Annotated in this window: 10 protein-coding genes and 1 pseudogene; 5 read left to right on the plus strand and 6 right to left on the minus strand. The window is 71.1% G+C overall.

Features of this window, described 5'->3' with window-relative positions; all coding sequences use genetic code 11:
• Positions 1–4: 4 nt before the first annotated feature.
• Genes xdhC through ACZ4VI_RS01100 form a run of 3 tightly spaced genes read right to left on the minus strand, consistent with a single transcriptional unit; the run spans position 5 to position 4,690 of the window.
• Positions 5–814, minus strand: coding sequence for a xanthine dehydrogenase accessory protein XdhC (gene xdhC, locus ACZ4VI_RS01090; RefSeq protein WP_467995457.1), 810 nt, complete (start codon positions 812–814; stop codon positions 5–7).
• 1 nt (position 815) lies between these two features.
• The gene (gene xdhB / locus ACZ4VI_RS01095) at positions 816–3,197 is read right to left on the minus strand and encodes a xanthine dehydrogenase molybdopterin binding subunit (RefSeq protein ID WP_467995459.1); all 2,382 of its coding nucleotides are present in this window, start codon (positions 3,195–3,197) and stop codon (positions 816–818) included.
• Positions 3,194–4,690: a xanthine dehydrogenase small subunit gene (locus tag ACZ4VI_RS01100; protein WP_467995461.1), complete on the minus strand. Its 1,497-nt coding sequence runs from the start codon at positions 4,688–4,690 to the stop codon at positions 3,194–3,196. Before ACZ4VI_RS01100 ends, xdhB begins: the two co-directional genes overlap by 4 nt.
• A 521-nt stretch (positions 4,691–5,211) precedes the next feature.
• On the opposite strand from ACZ4VI_RS01100, the gene ACZ4VI_RS01105 reads away from it, so the two are divergent.
• The 4 genes from ACZ4VI_RS01105 (at position 5,212) to ACZ4VI_RS01120 (ending at position 14,120) form a co-directional block, all read left to right on the plus strand.
• Positions 5,212–10,839, plus strand: a complete 5,628-nt coding sequence (locus ACZ4VI_RS01105; RefSeq protein ID WP_467995463.1) for a golvesin C-terminal-like domain-containing protein — start codon at positions 5,212–5,214, stop codon at positions 10,837–10,839.
• Positions 10,840–10,844: 5 nt separating this feature from the next.
• Entirely contained in the window at positions 10,845–11,420 is a 576-nt protein-coding gene (locus ACZ4VI_RS01110) for a hypothetical protein (protein ID WP_467995465.1), read from the plus strand.
• Between the two features lie 29 nt (positions 11,421–11,449).
• A complete protein-coding gene (locus ACZ4VI_RS01115; protein ID WP_467995467.1) occupies positions 11,450–12,577 on the plus strand; it encodes a hypothetical protein in 1,128 nt (375 codons plus the stop codon).
• Between the two features lie 130 nt (positions 12,578–12,707).
• Positions 12,708–14,120: an RtcB family protein gene (locus ACZ4VI_RS01120; protein ID WP_467995469.1), complete on the plus strand. Its 1,413-nt coding sequence runs from the start codon at positions 12,708–12,710 to the stop codon at positions 14,118–14,120.
• A 54-nt stretch (positions 14,121–14,174) separates the two neighbouring features.
• Here ACZ4VI_RS01120 and ACZ4VI_RS01125 read toward each other — a convergent pair whose 3' ends face one another.
• The gene (locus tag ACZ4VI_RS01125; RefSeq protein WP_467995471.1) at positions 14,175–14,618 is read right to left on the minus strand and encodes an archease; all 444 of its coding nucleotides are present in this window, start codon (positions 14,616–14,618) and stop codon (positions 14,175–14,177) included.
• A gap of 113 nt (positions 14,619–14,731) precedes the next feature.
• Between ACZ4VI_RS01125 and ACZ4VI_RS01130 the strand changes: the two genes are divergently transcribed.
• Positions 14,732–15,865, plus strand: coding sequence for a site-2 protease family protein (locus ACZ4VI_RS01130; RefSeq protein WP_467995473.1), 1,134 nt, complete (start codon positions 14,732–14,734; stop codon positions 15,863–15,865).
• 79 nt (positions 15,866–15,944) lie between these two features.
• Here ACZ4VI_RS01130 and ACZ4VI_RS01135 read toward each other — a convergent pair whose 3' ends face one another.
• Entirely contained in the window at positions 15,945–17,441 is a 1,497-nt protein-coding gene (locus ACZ4VI_RS01135) for an aminopeptidase P family protein (protein WP_467996254.1), read from the minus strand.
• 87 nt (positions 17,442–17,528) lie between these two features.
• Positions 17,529–18,008: pseudogene (locus ACZ4VI_RS01140) on the minus strand (MaoC family dehydratase); the annotation flags it as partial.

Below are 18,008 nucleotides of genomic sequence, written 5' to 3' on the forward strand. Positions count from 1 at the left end.
TGGCTCAGTGGCTGTCCCGTTCGAAGATGCGGAGCAGGTCCGCCGCGACGCTCACCGCGATCGTGGCGGGTTCCTTGCCGGTGATCCCGGTCATTCCGATCGGGGTCTTGATCCGGTCGATGGTGGCGGGGTCGTGGCCGCCCTCGGTGGCCAGGCGCTGCCGGAAGCGCGCCCATTTCGCGGCCGAGCCGATCAGTCCGATTGTGCCGAGACCGGTGGTGCGCAGGGCGGCGTCGCACAGTGCGGCGTCCTCGGCGTGATCATGCGTCATGATCAGGATGTGGGTGCCGGGTGCCAGCTCCTCGAGCACTTCCTCCGGCAGCAGCGGTGTGTGGCGCACGTGGATCTGCGCCACCGCATCCGCGAGCACGTCGAGCCGTTGGTCGGTGAGCATGTCGGGGCGGGTGTCTGTCAGATGCAGGTCCAGGTCGTGGCGGGCCAGGATGCGAGCCAGCTCAAGCCCGACATGGCCGACGCCGAAGATCGCCACCGCCGGGACCACCGGCAGCGGTTCGAGCAGTACGGTGACGGCCCCGCCGCAGCATTGCACGCCGTGTCGGCCGGTGATCTTGTCGTTGAGCGCGAACTCCATCAGCTCCGGCTCCGCATCGAGCGTGCCGATCAGCTCGTGAGCCCGGTCGATCGCGACGGCCTCGATGTTGCCGCCGCCGATCGAGCCCCAGGTCTCGGTCCGACCCACGACGAGTTTGGCGCCGGCCCGGCGGGGGGCGTGGCCGCGCACGGTCGCGACGGTCACCAGCACGCCGGGTTCCCGGCGTGCTCGCAACCGCGCGACCGCGGCGACCCAGGTCATGTCAGGCATGGCTCAGAACGGTTGCGTCGGCGGGGGTCTCGCTCCCCTTGTCGGCGCTGCGGGCTGCTTCGATCGCCCAGTACACCGCCTCCGGCGTCGCGGGCGAGGCCAGGTCGACGCTGACCCCGCTCGGCCCGAACGCCGCGGCGGCCTGCCGCAACGCTTCCCGCACGGAGAACGCCAGCATCAGCGGAGGCTCGCCGACCGCCTTGGACCCGTACACCGCGCCCTCTTCGGTGGCGTTCTCCAGGAGCGTGACGTTGAACTCCTCGGGCATCTCGGAGAAGCTCGGCAGCTTGTAGGTGCTCGCGGCCTGGGTCAGCAGTCGGCCGCGGTTCGGCCCGTCACCGGTGTCCCAGCGCAGGTCTTCGAGCGTCAGCCAGCCCGCGCCCTGCACGAAACCGCCCTCGACCTGACCGATGTCGATCAACGGGGACAGACTGTCGCCGACATCGTGCACGATGTCCACCCGCCGGATGCGGTACGCGCCGGTGAAGCCGTCCACCTCCACCTCGGTTGCGGCTGCGCCGTAGGAGAAGTACCTGAACGGCGAGCCCCTGAACGTCTTCGCGTCCCAGTGCAGACCCTCGGTCCGGTAGAACCCGGCCGCCGACAACTGAACTCGCTGGAAGTACGCGGTGCGGACAAGGTCGTCCCAGGCGAGTTCCTTGTCGCTTCCCAGGGCGCGCGCGACGCCCTCGACGATGCGTACGTCCGAGGCGTTCGCGCCCAGCCGGCTGGCGGCCACCTGCTGCAGCCGCTCGCGCAGCTGCTCGCAGGCGTTCTTGATCGCCCCACCGTTGAGGTCCGCCCCGGAACTGGCGGCAGTGGCCGAGGTGTTGGGCACCTTGTCGGTACGCGTCGGGGCCAGCCGGACCTTGTGCAGCGGGATGCCCAGCGTGGTCGCGGCCACCTGCGTCATCTTGGTGTGCAGGCCCTGGCCCATCTCGGTGCCGCCGTGGTTGATCAGGACGGAGCCGTCCTTGTAGATCAGCACCAGCGCGCCGCCCTGGTTGAAGGCGGTGAGGTTGAACGAGATGCCGAACTTGATGCCGGTGAGCGCGAGCGCCCGCTTGGTGTGCGGGTGCGCGGCGTTGAAGGCGGCGATCTCGCGCTTGCGGTCGGCGATGCGGGCGTCGTTCTGCACCTGCTGCCAGACGGTGGAGATCCGCTCGGCCTGCGTGACGGGCTGTCCGTACGGCGTCGTCTGGCCCTGGCCCGGCCGGTAGAAGTTGCGCTCGCGCAGCTCCATGGGGTCCAGGCCGAGCTGCGGTGCGCAGCGGCCCAGGATGTCCTCGATCACCAGCATGCCCTGCGGTCCGCCGAAGCCGCGGAAGGCGGTGTTGGAGACCGTGTTGGTCCTGGCGATGCGACCGGCGACGCGGGCGTTGGGGATCCAGTAGGTGTTGTCGATGTGGCACAGCGCTCGGGCAAGCACCGGCTCGGAAAGGTCCAGGCTCCAGCCGCCGTCCGCGACCAGGGCGGCGTCCAGGGCCTGGATGCGGCCGTCCGCGTCGAAGCCGATCTTCCACGTGGCGTGGAAACCGTGCCGCTTGCCGGACATGGTCAGGTCCTGGGTCCGATTCAGCCGGAACCGGACCGGCCGACCGGTCAGCTTGGCGCCGAGCGCGGCTACGGCCGCGAACCCGTGCGGCTGCATCTCCTTGCCGCCGAAGCCGCCGCCCATCCGCAGGCACTGCACGGTCACCTCGTGGGCTGGTACGCCCAGCACATGCGAGACGATCTCCTGGGTCTCCGAGGGGTGCTGGGTGCTGCTCTGGATGAACAGCTGCCCGTTCTCGTCGACCAGGGCCAGCGCCGCATGCGTCTCGAGATAGAAGTGCTCCTGACCGGCGAACTGGAACTCGCCGGTGAACACGTGCGCGGAATCGGCGAAGCCGGCGTCGATGTCGCCGGTCTCCATCAGGGGCTGGGCGCCGTGGTAGCTGCCCGCCGCGATCGCGTCCTGGAGCGTTACCAGGGAGGGCAGTTCCTCGAGTTCCACCTCGACGGCCGCCGCACCGAGCCGCGCCGCCTCCAGGGTCTCGCCGAGCACCCAGGCGACCGCGTGGCCGTGGAACATGACCTCGTCGGGGAACAGCGGTTCGTCGTGCTTCATGCCGGCGTCGTTGACGCCGGGCACGTCGGCGCCGGTCAGCACGCGGACCACACCGGGCACGGCGAGCGCGGGCTCGGTGCGCAGCGCGGTGATCCTGCCGCGGGCCTTCATGACCTGGACCGGGTAGGCGTGCAGCACGTCCTTGGTGCGGTGGATCAGGTCGTCGGTGTAGAGAGCGGCGCCGGTGACGTGCAGGACGGCGCTCTCGTGCGGCATAGAAACGCCGACGACGGGCTTTTCGGGACGCTCGGACAACTGGCTCATGACGACACCGCCTCGGTGGTCTGTGCGTACAGCTTCAGCAGGCTCTGGCCGAGCATCGCGGAACGGTAGAGGGAGCTGGCGCGATGGTCGTCCATCGGTGTGCCCTCGCCGCGCAGCACCCGGGCCGCGGCCTCGACGGTCTCCGCCGACCACGGCTTGCCCTCCAGGGCCGCCTCGGTGGCGAGCGCGCGGATCGGGGTGGCGGCCACGCCGCCCAGGCCGATGCGTGCCTTGCGGACGACGCGGTCCTCGATGTCCAGCGCGAAGGCGACCGCCACGCTGGAGATGTCGTCGAAGCGCCGCTTGGCGATCTTGTGGAAGCCCGTGACGGGCGACAGCGGCAGCGGGATGCGCACCGCGCGGATCAGCTCACCGGGGCGACGGACGCTCTGCCGGTAGCCGGTGAAGTACTCCGCCAGCGGGACCACACGCTCACCGTCGGCGTCGGCGAGCACCACCGACGCCTCCAGGGCGAGCAGCACCGGCGGGCTGTCGCCGATCGGCGAGCCGGTACCCAGGTTTCCGCCGAGGGTCGCGCCGTTGCGGATGAGCCGGGATGCGAACTGCGGGAACAGCTCCGCAAGGAGCGGGACGTCACCGTCGAGGCGGCGCTCGATCTCGGTGAGCGTCAGCGCCGCGCCGATCTCGATGCGGTCGGATTCGACGCGCAGCTCCCGCAGTTCGGGCAGCCGGTCGATGGCGATCACGCAATCCGCCCGACGGGAACGGATGTTCACCTCCACGCCCCAGTCGGTGGAGCCGGCGACGACGACCGCGTCGGGCCGCTCGCGCAGCAACTGCAGTGTCTCGGCCAGGGTGTTCTTGCGCAGGAACGTGCTGTCGTCCTGGCTGTACTCGGTGGCGACCGGCGCGGGCGGCAACTGCTCGCGGCGCTGGGCCAGCGGGTCCTCGTCAGCGGGTGCCCCGACGGCGAACGCGGCATCGCGAATCGGGCGGTAACCGGTGCAGCGGCACAGGTTTCCGCTCAGCGCGTGCAGATCGAAACCGTTCGGACCGTGCTCGGGGTCGGTGCCGTTCGGACCGTGCTCGGGGTCGGTGCTGTCGGCCGAGTCGGAATCCGCGTGCGCGCAGCGGTCGGGCCGGTAGTACTCGGCGGCCATGCTGCAGATGAATCCCGGCGTGCAGTAACCGCATTGGGAGCCGCCGCGGACCGCCATCTCCTCCTGCACAGGGTGCAGCTCGGGCGGCGTGCCGGGCTCGCCGACGGTGGCGAGCCCTTCGGAGGTGACGATCTCCTGACCGTCGAGCGCCGCGACCGGGACCAGACAGGCGTTGACCGCCACCCAGTCGGTGGGCTTGTTCACCCCCGGACGGGCCACCAGGACCGAGCAGGCGCCGCATTCGCCTTCGGCGCAGCCCTCCTTGGTGCCGGTGAGGCCACGCTCGCGCAGAAAATCCAGCACGGTCGTGTGGGGCGCAGCCGGTGACATCGGGGTTTCTTTCCCATTGACCGTGATCCGTGCGGCCGTCATGACATGTCCCCAGTTCGGTCCAGGGTCGATCTGATTGTCCTCGTCGCCATTCTTGAAGAGCCTTCCCTTTCGGTGGCGCAGCTCGAGAACCCGCAGCGCAGACCGGCACGCAACGACGTGCCGCAGGGCGGGTGAAAGAAATCAAAAAAGGATGCCGGGGCCGCAGACGGGCACGCCGGGAAGAGGGCTGCTCAGCAGCCGTGTGCTACACGACCGGGAACCCAGGCCGCCTGTCGGGCGAGGCGATGCAGATCGGAGAAGGTCGACATCCGACGTCGCCTCCTTCCGGCAGCTCACGAGTCGGCGCGCCCGAACGTACGTTGCCGCAGACCCATCGGTCAAGCCGGACCGGTCACCGTCCGGACTGCCGGCTCTCGCGATCGAGCTCGCCGAGCCGTCAGGCCACGACCGCGGATGCCCGCTCGAGCGCGCCGTCACTCAATGCGACATTTGATCACTTACTGTGACAATCGAGTCACCCCATACGAACCCCAGTCCGTATGTCGAAGGAGCGAGCGCCGATGCCCCGGTTCCGGATCGCCTGCGTCGTCGTGGTCGCGCTGAGCCTGCTCGCGCCCGCCGCGGAGGCTGCCGTCGGTCGCACCGGCGCTTCCGTCTCTCCACAGCGGTCGGCGTGGTCGATCCGCTGGAAGCCCGAGCCGGGGCGGCACCGAGGACGGCTCATTCCCTCCGGCGTTCCCGTTCCGCACCGCGAGCCCGCCTACCGTCCGCCCGCGCGGACACCCGCAGGGGTGGACCGGCCCCCGCGCTCCGGCTCTTCACCCGCGTCGGACGCTCTCGGCCTGGAGAAGTTCCGCCAGTACACGCAGGTACCGGTCGGAGCGGGCGCCGCCCTCATGGTCGAGGCGGCGACCGGGAACGCCGTGCTCGGCTGGAACGTCTTCGCCCATCCGTCCCTCGGACCGGCGGCGTTCCTCCGGGTGACGTACAACAGCCTCGACGCTCGGGGCAGTACAGCGGCCGGACCCGGCTGGTCGGTCGCGGCCGCCGGCCTGAGCCGGCTCGGCACACCCCTGGCCTTCGGGCCGGCCGATCGCGGCGGAGCGGGTCTGCCCGCGACGGTCCGGCTCGTCGACGGCGACGGAACCGGCCACCTCTTCCGGCTCGACCGCCACGGCAGCGACGACCCGGCCGCCTGGGACTACGAACACCCTCCGGGCGTCCATCTCCACCTCCAGCGCACCGGCAGCAAGGACCGGGACCGGGCCTGGTCGTTCACCCGCCCCGACCGAACCCAGTTCTTCTACGCCGTCGACGGGCGGCCCACCGCGATCGTCGACCGCAACGGCAACACCCTGCGGTTCGCGTACGACACCGGTCGGGACCGCAGGCTGCACCAGGTCCGGGACGCCTCCGGACGCGTGGTCCTGACACTCGATCACCTGCGCGCGGGTGACACGTACGACTATCTCCCCACGGGGGCGCGCTCCGTGCGCACGGGCCGTGTGGCGGCCGGGAGTCCGCACGTCGGCCGCCTCCGCGCAGTCGTCGACGTCTCCGGACGCCGCGTCACATTCCTCTACGACGCGCAGGGGCACCTGGCCCGCGTCACCGACGCCGCGGGCACCGGCGCGGAACGCTCCCTGAGCCTCGCCTACCTCACCCCGAAGCACGGCGCCCGGCCCCTCTTGCACCGGGTGTCGGACCCGCTCGGCCATCCCACGCAGCTCGCCTACACGCAACCGTCCGCCGTCCCCGCCCGAGTGCGCGGCGTCACCGACCGCCGCGGCGGCACGACCCGTTTCGCGTGGGGGGCGGCGCAACGGGACGGCCGGGCTGTCTCCCCGGCGAGCGCTACCGGAACCATGACCGTGACCGACGCCGCCGGGCACCCGACCGCCTACACCGTGGACGGGTTCGGCCGACCGCTGCGCGCCCGCGACGCCAAGGGCGGCGTCACACGACTGGGCTGGGACACCGACCACAACGTCATCGAACAGCGCGAGCCCAACGGCGCTCGCACGACCTGGACGTACGACCACGCCACCGGTTACCCGCTGTCCATCACCGATCCCGTCGCCAACGCCCACGACAGGTCCTCCACCGGCCTCAGCTACCGCACCGCGCTGGGCGGCCATGTCGCCGACCTCGTCGAGAAGGTGACTCCGGAGGGCCGGCGCTGGACGTTCGGCCACGATGCCGCGGGGAACCTCGTCCGGATCGCCGACCCGCGCTGCAACGCGGAGGGCGGGAATCCGGACCGCTGCACCGGCCGCAACGTGTACGACGCGGCGGGCCGGCTGCTTGAGAGCGTGGACGCACGCCGCAGCAGCACCAGGTTCGCCGACCACGACCCGACGGGCTCGCCGCGGCGCATCGTCGACGCCCTCGGCCACACCACCTCCTTCCGGTACGACGCGGTCGGCAACGTCCTCTCCGTCACGGACGCGGCCGGGAGCACGAGCACCTACGGCTACGACGTCCGCGGCCGCCCGCTGGAGACCCGTCAGCCGATCGACCGGGCCGCCGGCCGCTACGCCGTGACCCCTCCCCCCGTCTACGACCGCAACGACAACGTGCTCCGTTCCACCTCCGCGAGCGGCGCCGTCACCACCCTGGGGTACGACGCCGGGGACCTCATGGTCTCCGCGCGGGAGCCCAAGGACCGGGCGGAGGACCCCGAACGCCTCACCACCTACGCGTACGACCCGGTCGGCAACCTGGTCCGCAGCACCTCGCCGAAGGGCGCCCTGACCCCCGACCCCGACGACTTCACCACCCGCATCACCTACGACGAGCTCCGCCAGGTCGTCGAGCACCGCGACGCGCTGGGCGGCCGGACCACCTTCCGCTACGACGCGGTCGGCAACGCCGTCGCCCAGTGGGACCCGCGCACCAACACCCTGGAGGAGCCGCACGCGCCGACCACCCGCACCACCTACGATCTCGCCCACCGCGTCGTCGCCGTCACCGACGCGGCGGGAGCCACCCGGCGGCAGGTCCATGACCGTGACGGCCACGTCGTGCGCACCATCGACGCGCTCGGCAACGAGACCCTCGTCACGCTCGACGCCCTCGGCGCCCCCGTCGAGGTCAAGGTGCCGCACCGGCGCGCCGCCGACGGCTCCGTCGAGCACCGCACAACCCGCTATGTCTACGACGAGGCCGGCAACCGGACGAAGGTGTACTCGCCCCGGGCCGTCGCGGAGGACAAGGAGAGCCTCGCCGAGGTCTCCGTCTTCGACGCCCTCGGCCGACTGACGGAGCGTCGCCTTCCCTACGACCCGTCGCACCCTCGGGTCGACCGGCCGGACGTCCTCCGCTACGCGTACGACCCGGTCGGCCGTCTCGTCCGGACGGGCGCGCCCGCGCCGCAGGGCAGCCCGTCCCCCGACGAGACCGTCTTCACCCACTTCGACAACGGCTGGGTCCGGACGAGCACCGACCCGTGGCAGGTCCGGACGGAGTACGACTACGACCCCGTGGGCCACCAGACGAGCCGCAGGCTCACCGGAGACGGCGGCTCCTTCCGGGAGATGCACTGGCAGTACGCGGCCGACGGACGCATCCTGAGCCGCCGGGACCAGGGCACGCCGGTCGGATCGGACACGGTCCTGGTCGACGACGCCGACCTCGGCCGCACGACCGCCACCGGGCCCTGGGAACCACAGGCCACCGGGGGCTGGGGCAACCGCTTCGTACGCCACGAGCCGGGCGGCGGCCCGGCCGCCTTCACCTGGAACGCCCTCATCCCGACCGGCGGTTCGTACGAGGTGTTCGCCCACGTGCCCGTCGGCGCGACGGCGGAACGCGCCACGTACACCGTCGAACACGACGGCGGCACGGCGACAGTGACGGTGGATCAGAAACAGGCCGCGGGCACCTGGGCGTCGCTGGGCCGCTGGGCCTTCGACGACGAGAAGGTCCGGCGCGTCACCCTCACGGACGGACCCGACGCCGCCGTACTGGCCGACGCCGTCCGGCTCGTCCGCGACAACCCCGGTGTCGAGAAGGACCGGAAGGCGTTCCGCTACGACTACGACCCGGACGGCAACCTCATCGCCATGCACGACTCCGGGACCAGCCCGCAGGTCGCGAAGTACGCCGTCGCCCACGACGAGCTGGGCCGCCCCACGACCGTCGGCGAGTACGCCTCCCCGAACGATCCGGAGCCCCGCCACACCACCACGTACCGCTACGACTCCAACGGCAACCCGACCCGACGGACGTACGACGAGGAGGAGTCGACGTTCGCGTACGACGAACGGGACCTGCTCCGCACCGCCGTCACCACACCCGAGCCCGGCGCGGGGAAGACGACCACCACGACCTTCGCCTGGGACCTCCTCGGGCGCCTTGACCGGCAGGTCAAGGACAACGGCAACGTCCTGCGCCACACGTACCACCTCGACGGCCTCCCCCTGTTGATCGAGGAGAAGAAGTCCGGCGGCACGCTCGTCGCCCGGCACGAGCTCGAGTACACGCCCGACGGCCACCGCCGCCTCGACAAGGCGCGCACCATGGACGCCGACGACCACGGCGCCCATCGCGACGTCACTTCGACGTTCGACTACGACCCGCGCGGCCGGATCGAGAAGGTCGCCAAGACGGGCGACGGCGCGGAGCGCACCGAGGAGTACCGCCACGACGCCCGCAACAACGTCGTGCACCAGTCGGTCGACGGCCGTACCACCACCTTCCGCTACGACCGCGACCGGCTGGTCTCGGCGAGCGCGTCCGGCGCCACGGCCTCGTACCACTACGACCCCTTCGGCCGCCTCAGCCGGGTGACCCAGGCCGGTCACGAGACCGAGAAGTACGCGTACGACGGCTTCGACCGGGTGGTCCGGCACCACGCTCCCACCGGCGTCGGACTGCAGACGTCCCCGACCGAGTACACCTACGACCCGCTGGACCGCCGCATCACCACCGAGGCGAAGGGGAGGACGACCGTCTCCCACTACATCGGGCTGACCGATCGGCTGCTCTCGGAGGAGGTCGACGGCACTCGGCGCGCCCGCTACGAGTACGGGCCCGGCGGCGAGCGCCTGTCCCAGACGAAGCCGAGGAGGGAGGGGAGCGCCGAACAGGAGACCACGTATTTCGGCTACGGATCGCGCGGTGACGTCGAGACGCTGACCGACGAGTCCGGCGACACCAGGGCCACCTACGGCTACACCGCCTACGGGCAGAACGACGAGAAGGCCTTCACCGGCGTCGACCGGCCGGACCCGGCGCATCCCGACAAGGAGCCGTACAACGTCCACCGCTACAACGCCAAGCGGTGGGACGCCCGCGCCGGGACGTACGACATGGGCTTCCGCGACTACCGCCCGGAGCTGAACCAGTTCCTCTCCCGGGACATGTACAACGGGGCCCTGTCCGACCTCCGCCTGACCACCGATCCGTGGACGGCGAACCGCTACGCCTTCGCGGGCGGCAACCCCGTCAGCAACGTGGAGATCGACGGTCACGACTTCTTCGACTTCCTCGCGGACGTCGGCGAGGTCGCCCTGGACACCCTCGAACTCGCCACCGACGTCGCGGAGGGCCTGCTCGGCGGCGCCGCCGTGGTGGGCGGCGGGCTGTTGATCGCGGGCGGTGCGGCCGCCTGTGGGCTGAGTGTTCCGTTGCTCGCCACCGGTGTCGGCGCGCCCGTGACGGCGGGGTCGTGCGCCGCCGGAGCGGGCGGTGCGGCCGCCGGTATCGGTCTCGCGGGCCTCGGGTTCGGCATGGTGATGCACGGCGCGGCCGAGTTCGGCTCCGACGTCAACCGCATGCTGTCGGAGTCGGGGAGCCCGGGCGGCGGGAACGGCCTGTTCCCCAATCGGATGGACAAGACGCTCGGCGAGGAACTGGCCACAGCCGAGCGCCACGGCGTACGCCCCGTGTCACCCGGCACGCAGGGGTTCGACGACCTCGTCGACAGCGGCGAGCAGCTGAAATGGGCTGTGCTGGAGGACGGACGCCTGGTCGTGATGCCGAAGTTCGCCCAGGGCCAGGAGATCTCGCACGCGGTCCTCAGCGGAGGCGCTCCCGTACGCGCGGCGGGAGAGGCCAGTGTGGCCGGTTCGCGCGGTCAGTACTTCGGGCTGGACATCAACAACCACAGCGGTCACTTCCAGCCGTCGCTCGAAAGCCTGGAGATCGGCAAAGAGGCGTTCCGGAAGCACGGGGTGGAATTCTGATGGCCATGGCCCTGAGCATGCGCGAACTGAGCGACCTCGCCCCGTGGGAACTCACCGAGCGGCTCGGATCCGGGGAACGGGTCGCGGTCGCCGGATCGCCGAACGATCCGAGCTCCGCGACGAACCAATGGCTTGCGTTGATCTTGACGCTGACGCGGCGCGCGGTCGCGCACGCCGAGACGGGCGACGGAACGGAGGTCCGCGACTATGCGATCGCGGTCGACCTCCTCCTGGAGCGGGCCGAGGCGTCGGGTGCGGTGCCGCACGACGAATGCCTCGTGCGCCGGCTGAACCTCACCTCGCTGCTGCTGCGGCTGCGCCCCGGGGACCTGACGCCCGGCGTCCGGCTCCTCGATCCCGAGGACGCCGCCCGGACCTTCCTGGAGGAGGCGGGGATGTCACTGTCCGAGGCGCGGACTTCGGCGCGGGACTGGCGTGCGCGCACGCTGCCGGAGATCCGCGCGCTGCGGCGGCTGAAGAACCTCCTCAGGCCGATCGCCGACCTCCATCCGCTGATGGAGCCCGGACCGCTCCGTGACGAGGTCGGCGCGTGGCCGGCACTGCTGCCGGAACTGCCGTGAAGAGATCACCGACACAAGCGAGGTGCAGCATGAGAAGACAGCGGGTGCGCGCGGCCGTACTGATCGGCATCGTCGCGGCCGGGGCCGGTGCGACGAGTGCGGCCGGTGCGACGGGCAGGGCGGCGGACCGGGTACCGGCCGCCGTCGGCGAACCGGCCCACGGGACGGCCCCTTTCGCTTCCGCCGTCGACCAGGGACAGCGGCAGGTCTACGTCAGCACGGGCCCCTCCGCCTCCGCGATCGACGTCTACGGGTACGACGGCCGGCTGCGGCAGACCGTGGAGCACCTGCCCGGGGCCTCCGGCCTCGTCCTGAGCGAGGACGGCTCGACGCTCTACGTGGCGCTCGCCGCCGCCGACGCCATCGTCGCCCTCGACACCGCGACCCTCACCGAGAAGGCGCGCCACGCGACCGGTGCCCACACCTGTCCGACCCACCTCACCCGTACCGGTACCGATGTCTGGTTCGGCTACGGATGCGACGCCTGGACAGGCGCGATCGGCCGGCTGGACGACGCGCGCCGGCCCGCGAAGGTGACGCTCGACCAGCAGGTTCCGCCCAAGGACCTCGCCACGGACCCGCAGAGATTCGAACGGGCCCCGCTCCTCGCGACGAGCCGGCCGACGGCCGGGGCATCCACGCCGGCGACCCTCGTCGCGAGCCAACCCCACATCAGCCCGGTGAACGTCCGGGTCTACGAGGTGAAGGACGGCGCCCTCGTCCCGGGCGTCCGCGAGGACCGGGGCGGCAGCAACCTCACCGACCTCGCGGTCAGCCCCGGCGGGACGACGCTGTACACGGCCGCCGGGTCGCAGGACCGCATCGACGGCTTCGCGACCGCGGACCTGTCCGGCAAGGGGGTATGGCACACCGGGCACGCACCGACGGCGGTGGCCGCCTCCCCGGACGGCTCCTACCTCGCGAGCGGCACGCACACCGCCCGGGCCGACGGCGCCTCGGTCGTCCTCCACCCTCTGGTCAACGGCGCACGGGAGGTCCACTACCGGGCCCCCCGCGACCACCGGCTCGCCGACCGCGGACTGTCCTGGTCCGCGGACGGTACGGTCCTGGCCGTGATCTCGTACGACGCCGAGGCGCATCGGGCAGCCCTCTCGGTCGTCGAACCGCCCCGTGCCGACCCGACGACGGGCGCCTGACCTGGGCTTTCGCCCGTCAGGCGCCATTCACTCGCCCTGCCTGGGGCGAGGCCGGAGTGGCGGCGCATCCCGCGGCGCGAAAGCGGGCACTCGCGCCGCGGGGCAGGTTCGGAGAACCCTGGAGGCTGCCATGGAGCTCGTGGAGGAGCGCCCGTACCGCTACCGCATCGATCCGCGGCCCGGCATGCGGGTGCCCGGGATCGTGTTCGCCTCGTCCGTACTGCTGCGGGACGCCGAGAAGGCCTTGGAGCAGGTCGCCAATGTGGCGACGCTGCCGGGCATCGTGACGGCCTCGTACGCGATGCCGGACGTTCACTGGGGCTACGGCTTTCCCATCGGTGGGGTGGCCGCGACCGACGTCGAGGAGGGCGGGGTGGTCTCACCCGGCGGTGTCGGGTTCGACATCTCCTGCGGCGTGCGCCTGCTGGCCGCGGACTGCGACCGGCAGGACCTCGCACCTGCGCTGTCCGCGTTGATGGACGGACTGGGCTGGGACACTCCGCGCGGTGCCGGACGCGGCGCGGTCTGGCAGCTGAGCAGTACCGCTCAGCTCAAGGGGGTGCTGGAGGGGGGATCCCGGTACGCCGTCGAGAAGGGCCATGGAGAGCCTCGCGATCTGAGCCGCTGCGAGGACGACGGGGCGGTACCCGACGCGGACGTGTCCCAGGTGAGCGAGCGGGCGATGGAGCGGGGGCTCGGACAGGTCGGCAGCCTGGGCGGGGGCAACCACTTCCTGGAGGTGCAGGAGGTCGCCGAGGTCTACGACGAGCCGGTCGCCGCCGCCTTCGGACTGGCCCTCGGCCAGATCTGCGTGATGATCCACTGCGGCTCGCGCGGTCTGGGGCACCAGGTCTGCACGGACCATGTGCGAACGATGAACCAGGCCATGCCTCGGCACGGCATCACCGTTCCCGACAGGCAGCTGGCCTGCGCCCCGGTCGACTCGTCGGAAGGGCGCGCGTATCTCGGCGCGATGGGAGCCGCGGCCAATTACGGCCGCGCCAACCGTCAGCTTCTCTCCGAAGCGGCCCGCCGTGTCTTCCGCCGCGAGCTGGGCGCCCGTCTTTCGCTGGTGTACGACGTGTCCCACAACCTGGCCAAGATCGAGACCCATCTCGTGCAGGGGAAACCGCGTACCTTGTGCGTCCACCGCAAAGGTGCCACCAGGGCGCTGCCGCCCGGCCACCCCGACCTGCCGGAGGATCTGCGCGGGGCCGGGCAGCCGGTGCTCATTCCCGGCACCATGGGCACCGCCTCGTACGTCCTGACCGGGGTCCCCGACGGCGATGCGTTCTTCTCCACCTGCCACGGGGCCGGCCGGGTCCTGAGCCGCCACGCGGCCGTGCGTGCGGTGCGCGGCCGGGAGCTGCGGTCCCGCCTGGAGGCGCAGGGGGTCGCGGTACGCGGCGCGTCCTTGCAGGGCCTGGCCGAGGAGGCACCGGAGGCGTACAAGGACGTCTCCGCCGTGGTGGAGGCGAGCGAGGGCGCGGGGCTGTGCCGCAAGGTGGTCCGGCTCGTCCCGCTGGGGGTGGTGAAGGGGTAGGCCGGGCCGTCACGGATCGGATCGTCATGGATCGGACCGTTATGGATCACTCCGTCACACGTCGACCGTCACCGCGCAGGACCAGCCGTACGGGCCCGGGGCAAGGTGCAGATCGCTCCACGACACGGCCTTGGGCGTGGCGCCGATCATCCGTACCGCTGCCAGGTCGGCTACGGCCAGCCGTACGTCGAGTCCCCCGTCCGTCGCCTCCGCCTCCACATCCACCGGCACCTCGCCGTGTACCTCCAGCCGGTAGATGACCTCGTCCAGAGACGCGATCAGCAGATCGTCGTCGTCGGACTCGGCCAGCTCCACCTGCCGCACCGCGGTCGGCCGCACGCCGGAGACGTCCGCGAAGCACGCCACCATCCCGAGCACAGCCTCCGCCAGACACTGCTCCCGGCTCGCTCCCCACGCCTCGATCCGCACATCGGCCGTGTGCGGGACCGTGCGGTGACCGCTCTCCCCCTGCCTGCCTCGTTGTGTGTCGTCGGCCATGTCTCCATCATGTGCCCAGTCCGTACCCGGGTGCGCGGGTCGAGCAACACTGTGAGTAGGCGGACGGCCTCGGCTCGGGCGGAGGACGACTGCTTCAGCCAGAGGAGACGGCGATGAACGGCTCGGTGCGGATCGGACGAGTTCTCGGTGTGCCGCTGCGCATCCACTGGACCGTGCCCCTGCTCGTGGTCCTCTTCGGATACAGCCTGGGGGCGCAGACGCTCCCTGCCTGGGTTCCGGACCAGCCGAACGCCGCGTACGCGGTCGCGGGCATGGTGGGGGCCCTGCTGCTCATCGGAAGCCTGCTGGCTCATGAGGCCGCGCACGCGATCATCGCCCGGAGGAAGGGCATCCGTGTCGAGGACGTCACGCTCTGGGCGCTGGGCGGGATGACCGAGATGGGCAAGCCGCGCACCGCCGGCGCGGCCTTTCTGGTGGCTGTCGGCGGGCCGCTCACCAGCCTTGTCGTCGGCGGGGCGGCGCTCGGTGCGGGCGTCGGGCTGAACGCGCTGTTCGGCTGGGCGATGCCGGCGGCCGTCCTGGTGTGGCTGGCATGGGTGAACTTCTTGCTGGGAGTGTTCAATCTGCTGCCCGCCGCGCCGCTCGACGGAGGGCGTGTGGTGGAGTCGCTGATCTGGTGGCGTACCGGGGACCGGGAGCGGGCCGAACGAGCGGCCGCCCGCAGTGGGCAGGTACTCGGCTTCCTGCTGATCGCCGGCGGCTGGGTCTACGTGCTGCTCGGCGCCTTGGGCGGTCTGTGGTTGATGGTCGTCGGGTTCTTCGTCCTGATCGTCGCCAACGCGGAGCGACGGCAGGCCGGAATGTCCTCGGCCCTGCACGGGGTACGGGCGGCCGACGCCATGTCGAGCCCTGTGGAGACCTGCCCCGACTGGCTCACCGTGGAACGGTGTGTCGAGGACGTGGCGATGCGGGCCCGCCATTCCGCCCTGCCCCTGATCGACTTCGAGGGCCGCCCCAGCGGCCTGGTCGACCTGTCGCGGTTCGCGCGGATCCCCGTTTCGCAGCGCACCGAACTGCGTGTACGTGACGTGGCGACCCCGCTGTCGCAGTGCACGACCTGCGCGCCGGAGGACCTCGTGGAGGACACGCTCGAGAAGGTCCGCCCGAGCAGGAGCGGCATACGGATCCTTGTCACGGAAGGCGGGCTTCTGGTGGGCATCATCACCGCACGTGACATCGCCCGGCTCGTCCAGCGCCACTCACTCCGCGGCCCGGGCAACCGATGAACCCTCCGTGCAAACAGCTCGGCCGTGCCTCTGCCGGATCGCCGGCAGGGGCACGGCCGGGAGGGCCATGTGCGAGCCCCTACCGCAGCACCCGCGCGATCCACTCCTCCACTTCGTGGGAACCGCGCGGCATCGCGGCGGAGAGATTCTCGTAACCGTCCTCGGTCACCAGCACGTCGTCCTCGATGCGTACGCCGATGCCGCGGAACTCCTCCGGTGCCAGCAGGTCGTCCGCCTTGAAGTACAGGCCCGGCTCGACCGTGAGGATCATGCCCGGCTTCAGTTCGCCGTCCATGTACTCCTCGCGCAGCAGCAGCTGGCAGTCGTGCACGTCCATGCCCAGGTGATGGGAGGTCCCGTGGACCATCCAGCGGCGGTGCCAGCCGCCGTGCTCCGGGTCGAGGGTCTGCTCGAGCGTGACTCCCTCGGGCAGCAGTCCCCACGCGTGCAGGTGGCGTGCGATGACCTCGTTCGCGGCGGCGTGGATGTCGCTGAACTTGTTGCCCGGCTTCACCGCTGCCATGCCGGCCTGCTGTGCCTCGTGGACCGCGTCGTAGATCTTGCGCTGTACGTCGGTGAAGCGACCGGTCACCGGAAGGGTGCGGGTGATGTCGGCGGTGAACAGGGAGTCGATCTCGATCCCGGCGTCGATCAGGATCAGGTCGCCCTCGCGGATCTCGCCGGTGTTCTTCGTCCAGTGGATGGTGTTGGCGTGGTCGCCGGACGCGCAGATCGACTCGTATCCGACCCCGTTGCCCTCGTGCCGGGCGTACAGGCCGAAGATCCCCTCGACCCACCGCTCACCGCGCCGCTTGCGCACGGCTTCCGGCAGGGTGGCGATCATCGCGTCGAATCCCTCGTGGGTGGCGGCGATCGCCTTGCGCATCTCGCCGATCTCCCACTCGTCCTTGACGATCCGCATGCCGGACAGGTGGCGAGCCAGTTCCTCGTCGGCCTCCTCCTGCTGCTCACCGGACAGGGACGTGCCCGCCTGGGCGCGGGTGGTGTCGACGAGCTCGGTGAGCTGCGGATCGGCGGACCGGACCACGCGCAGCCGGGCGGCGGCGTCGTCCTTGGCCAGGTCGTCGGCGAGCGAGTCGATGTGGCGGGCGGTGAGGCCGAGTTGCGACTCGACGTCCGCGATGGTCGGGCGGGAGCCGACCCAGAACTCCCCGTACCGGGAGTCGGTGTAGAACTCCTCGGTGTCCCGCGGCGCCGGCGGGCGGAAGTACAGGACGGCCTGGTGTCCGCCCTCGGGGCTGGGGTGCAGTACGAGGACGCTGTCGGGCTCGGCGTGTGCGCCGAGCCCGGAGAGGTGGGCGAAGGCGGTGTGCGGCCGGAAGGTGTAGTCGGTGTCGTTGCTGCGTACCTTCAGGCCGCCACCGGGGATGACGAGCCGCTCGCCGGGGAACCGCTGGGACAGGTCCGCCCGTCGGCGGGCCGCGTGGTCGGCGACCTCCGCACGGGGCGTGGGCGAACGGTCGTCGGTCGCCCATCCGGAGGCCATGAACGCGCGGAACTCGGTGCTGGTGGGGGTGCCTCGGTGGCCGGCCTTGGGTTGATTCTCGCTCGTCATGCCGGACATCCTGGCAGACCCGTCAGCCATACGGACCCCTGTTCGATCAAACTGATGATCACTCAGAATCGGCGGGTCGACCGCCTCGCGGCAGCGGACCATGAACGACCGCTCGAAGACGATGACGGTCTCTCCGGTCGACTTCGTGCCCGTCGTCTCCACCGTGATGATTCCCTGCCCCGGCCGGGAGCGGGACAGCCGCTTGTCGAGGATCCGGCTCGTCGCGTAGAGGGTGTCGCCGACGAAGACGGGGCTCTTCAGACGGACCTTGTCCCAGCCCAGGTTGGCCACCGCCCGCGCCGACAGCGCCTGTACGGTCATCCCGCCGATCAGGCACAGTGTGATGCCGCTGTTGACCAGGACCTTCCCGTACTCGGTGCCGGCGCCGTAGTGCTGGTCGAAGTGGAGCGGGTGCTGGTTCATCGTCAGCAGGGTCAGCCAGGTGTTGTCGGCCTCGGAGACGGTACGGCCCGGCCAGTGCCGGATCACCATGCCGGGCTCGAAGTCCTCGTAGTCCCCGCCGTGTTCCTCGACGTACTCGTTGTCGTTGACTTGACGCAGGGTCAT

Source organism: Streptomyces sp. NPDC029169 (assembly GCF_055563935.1).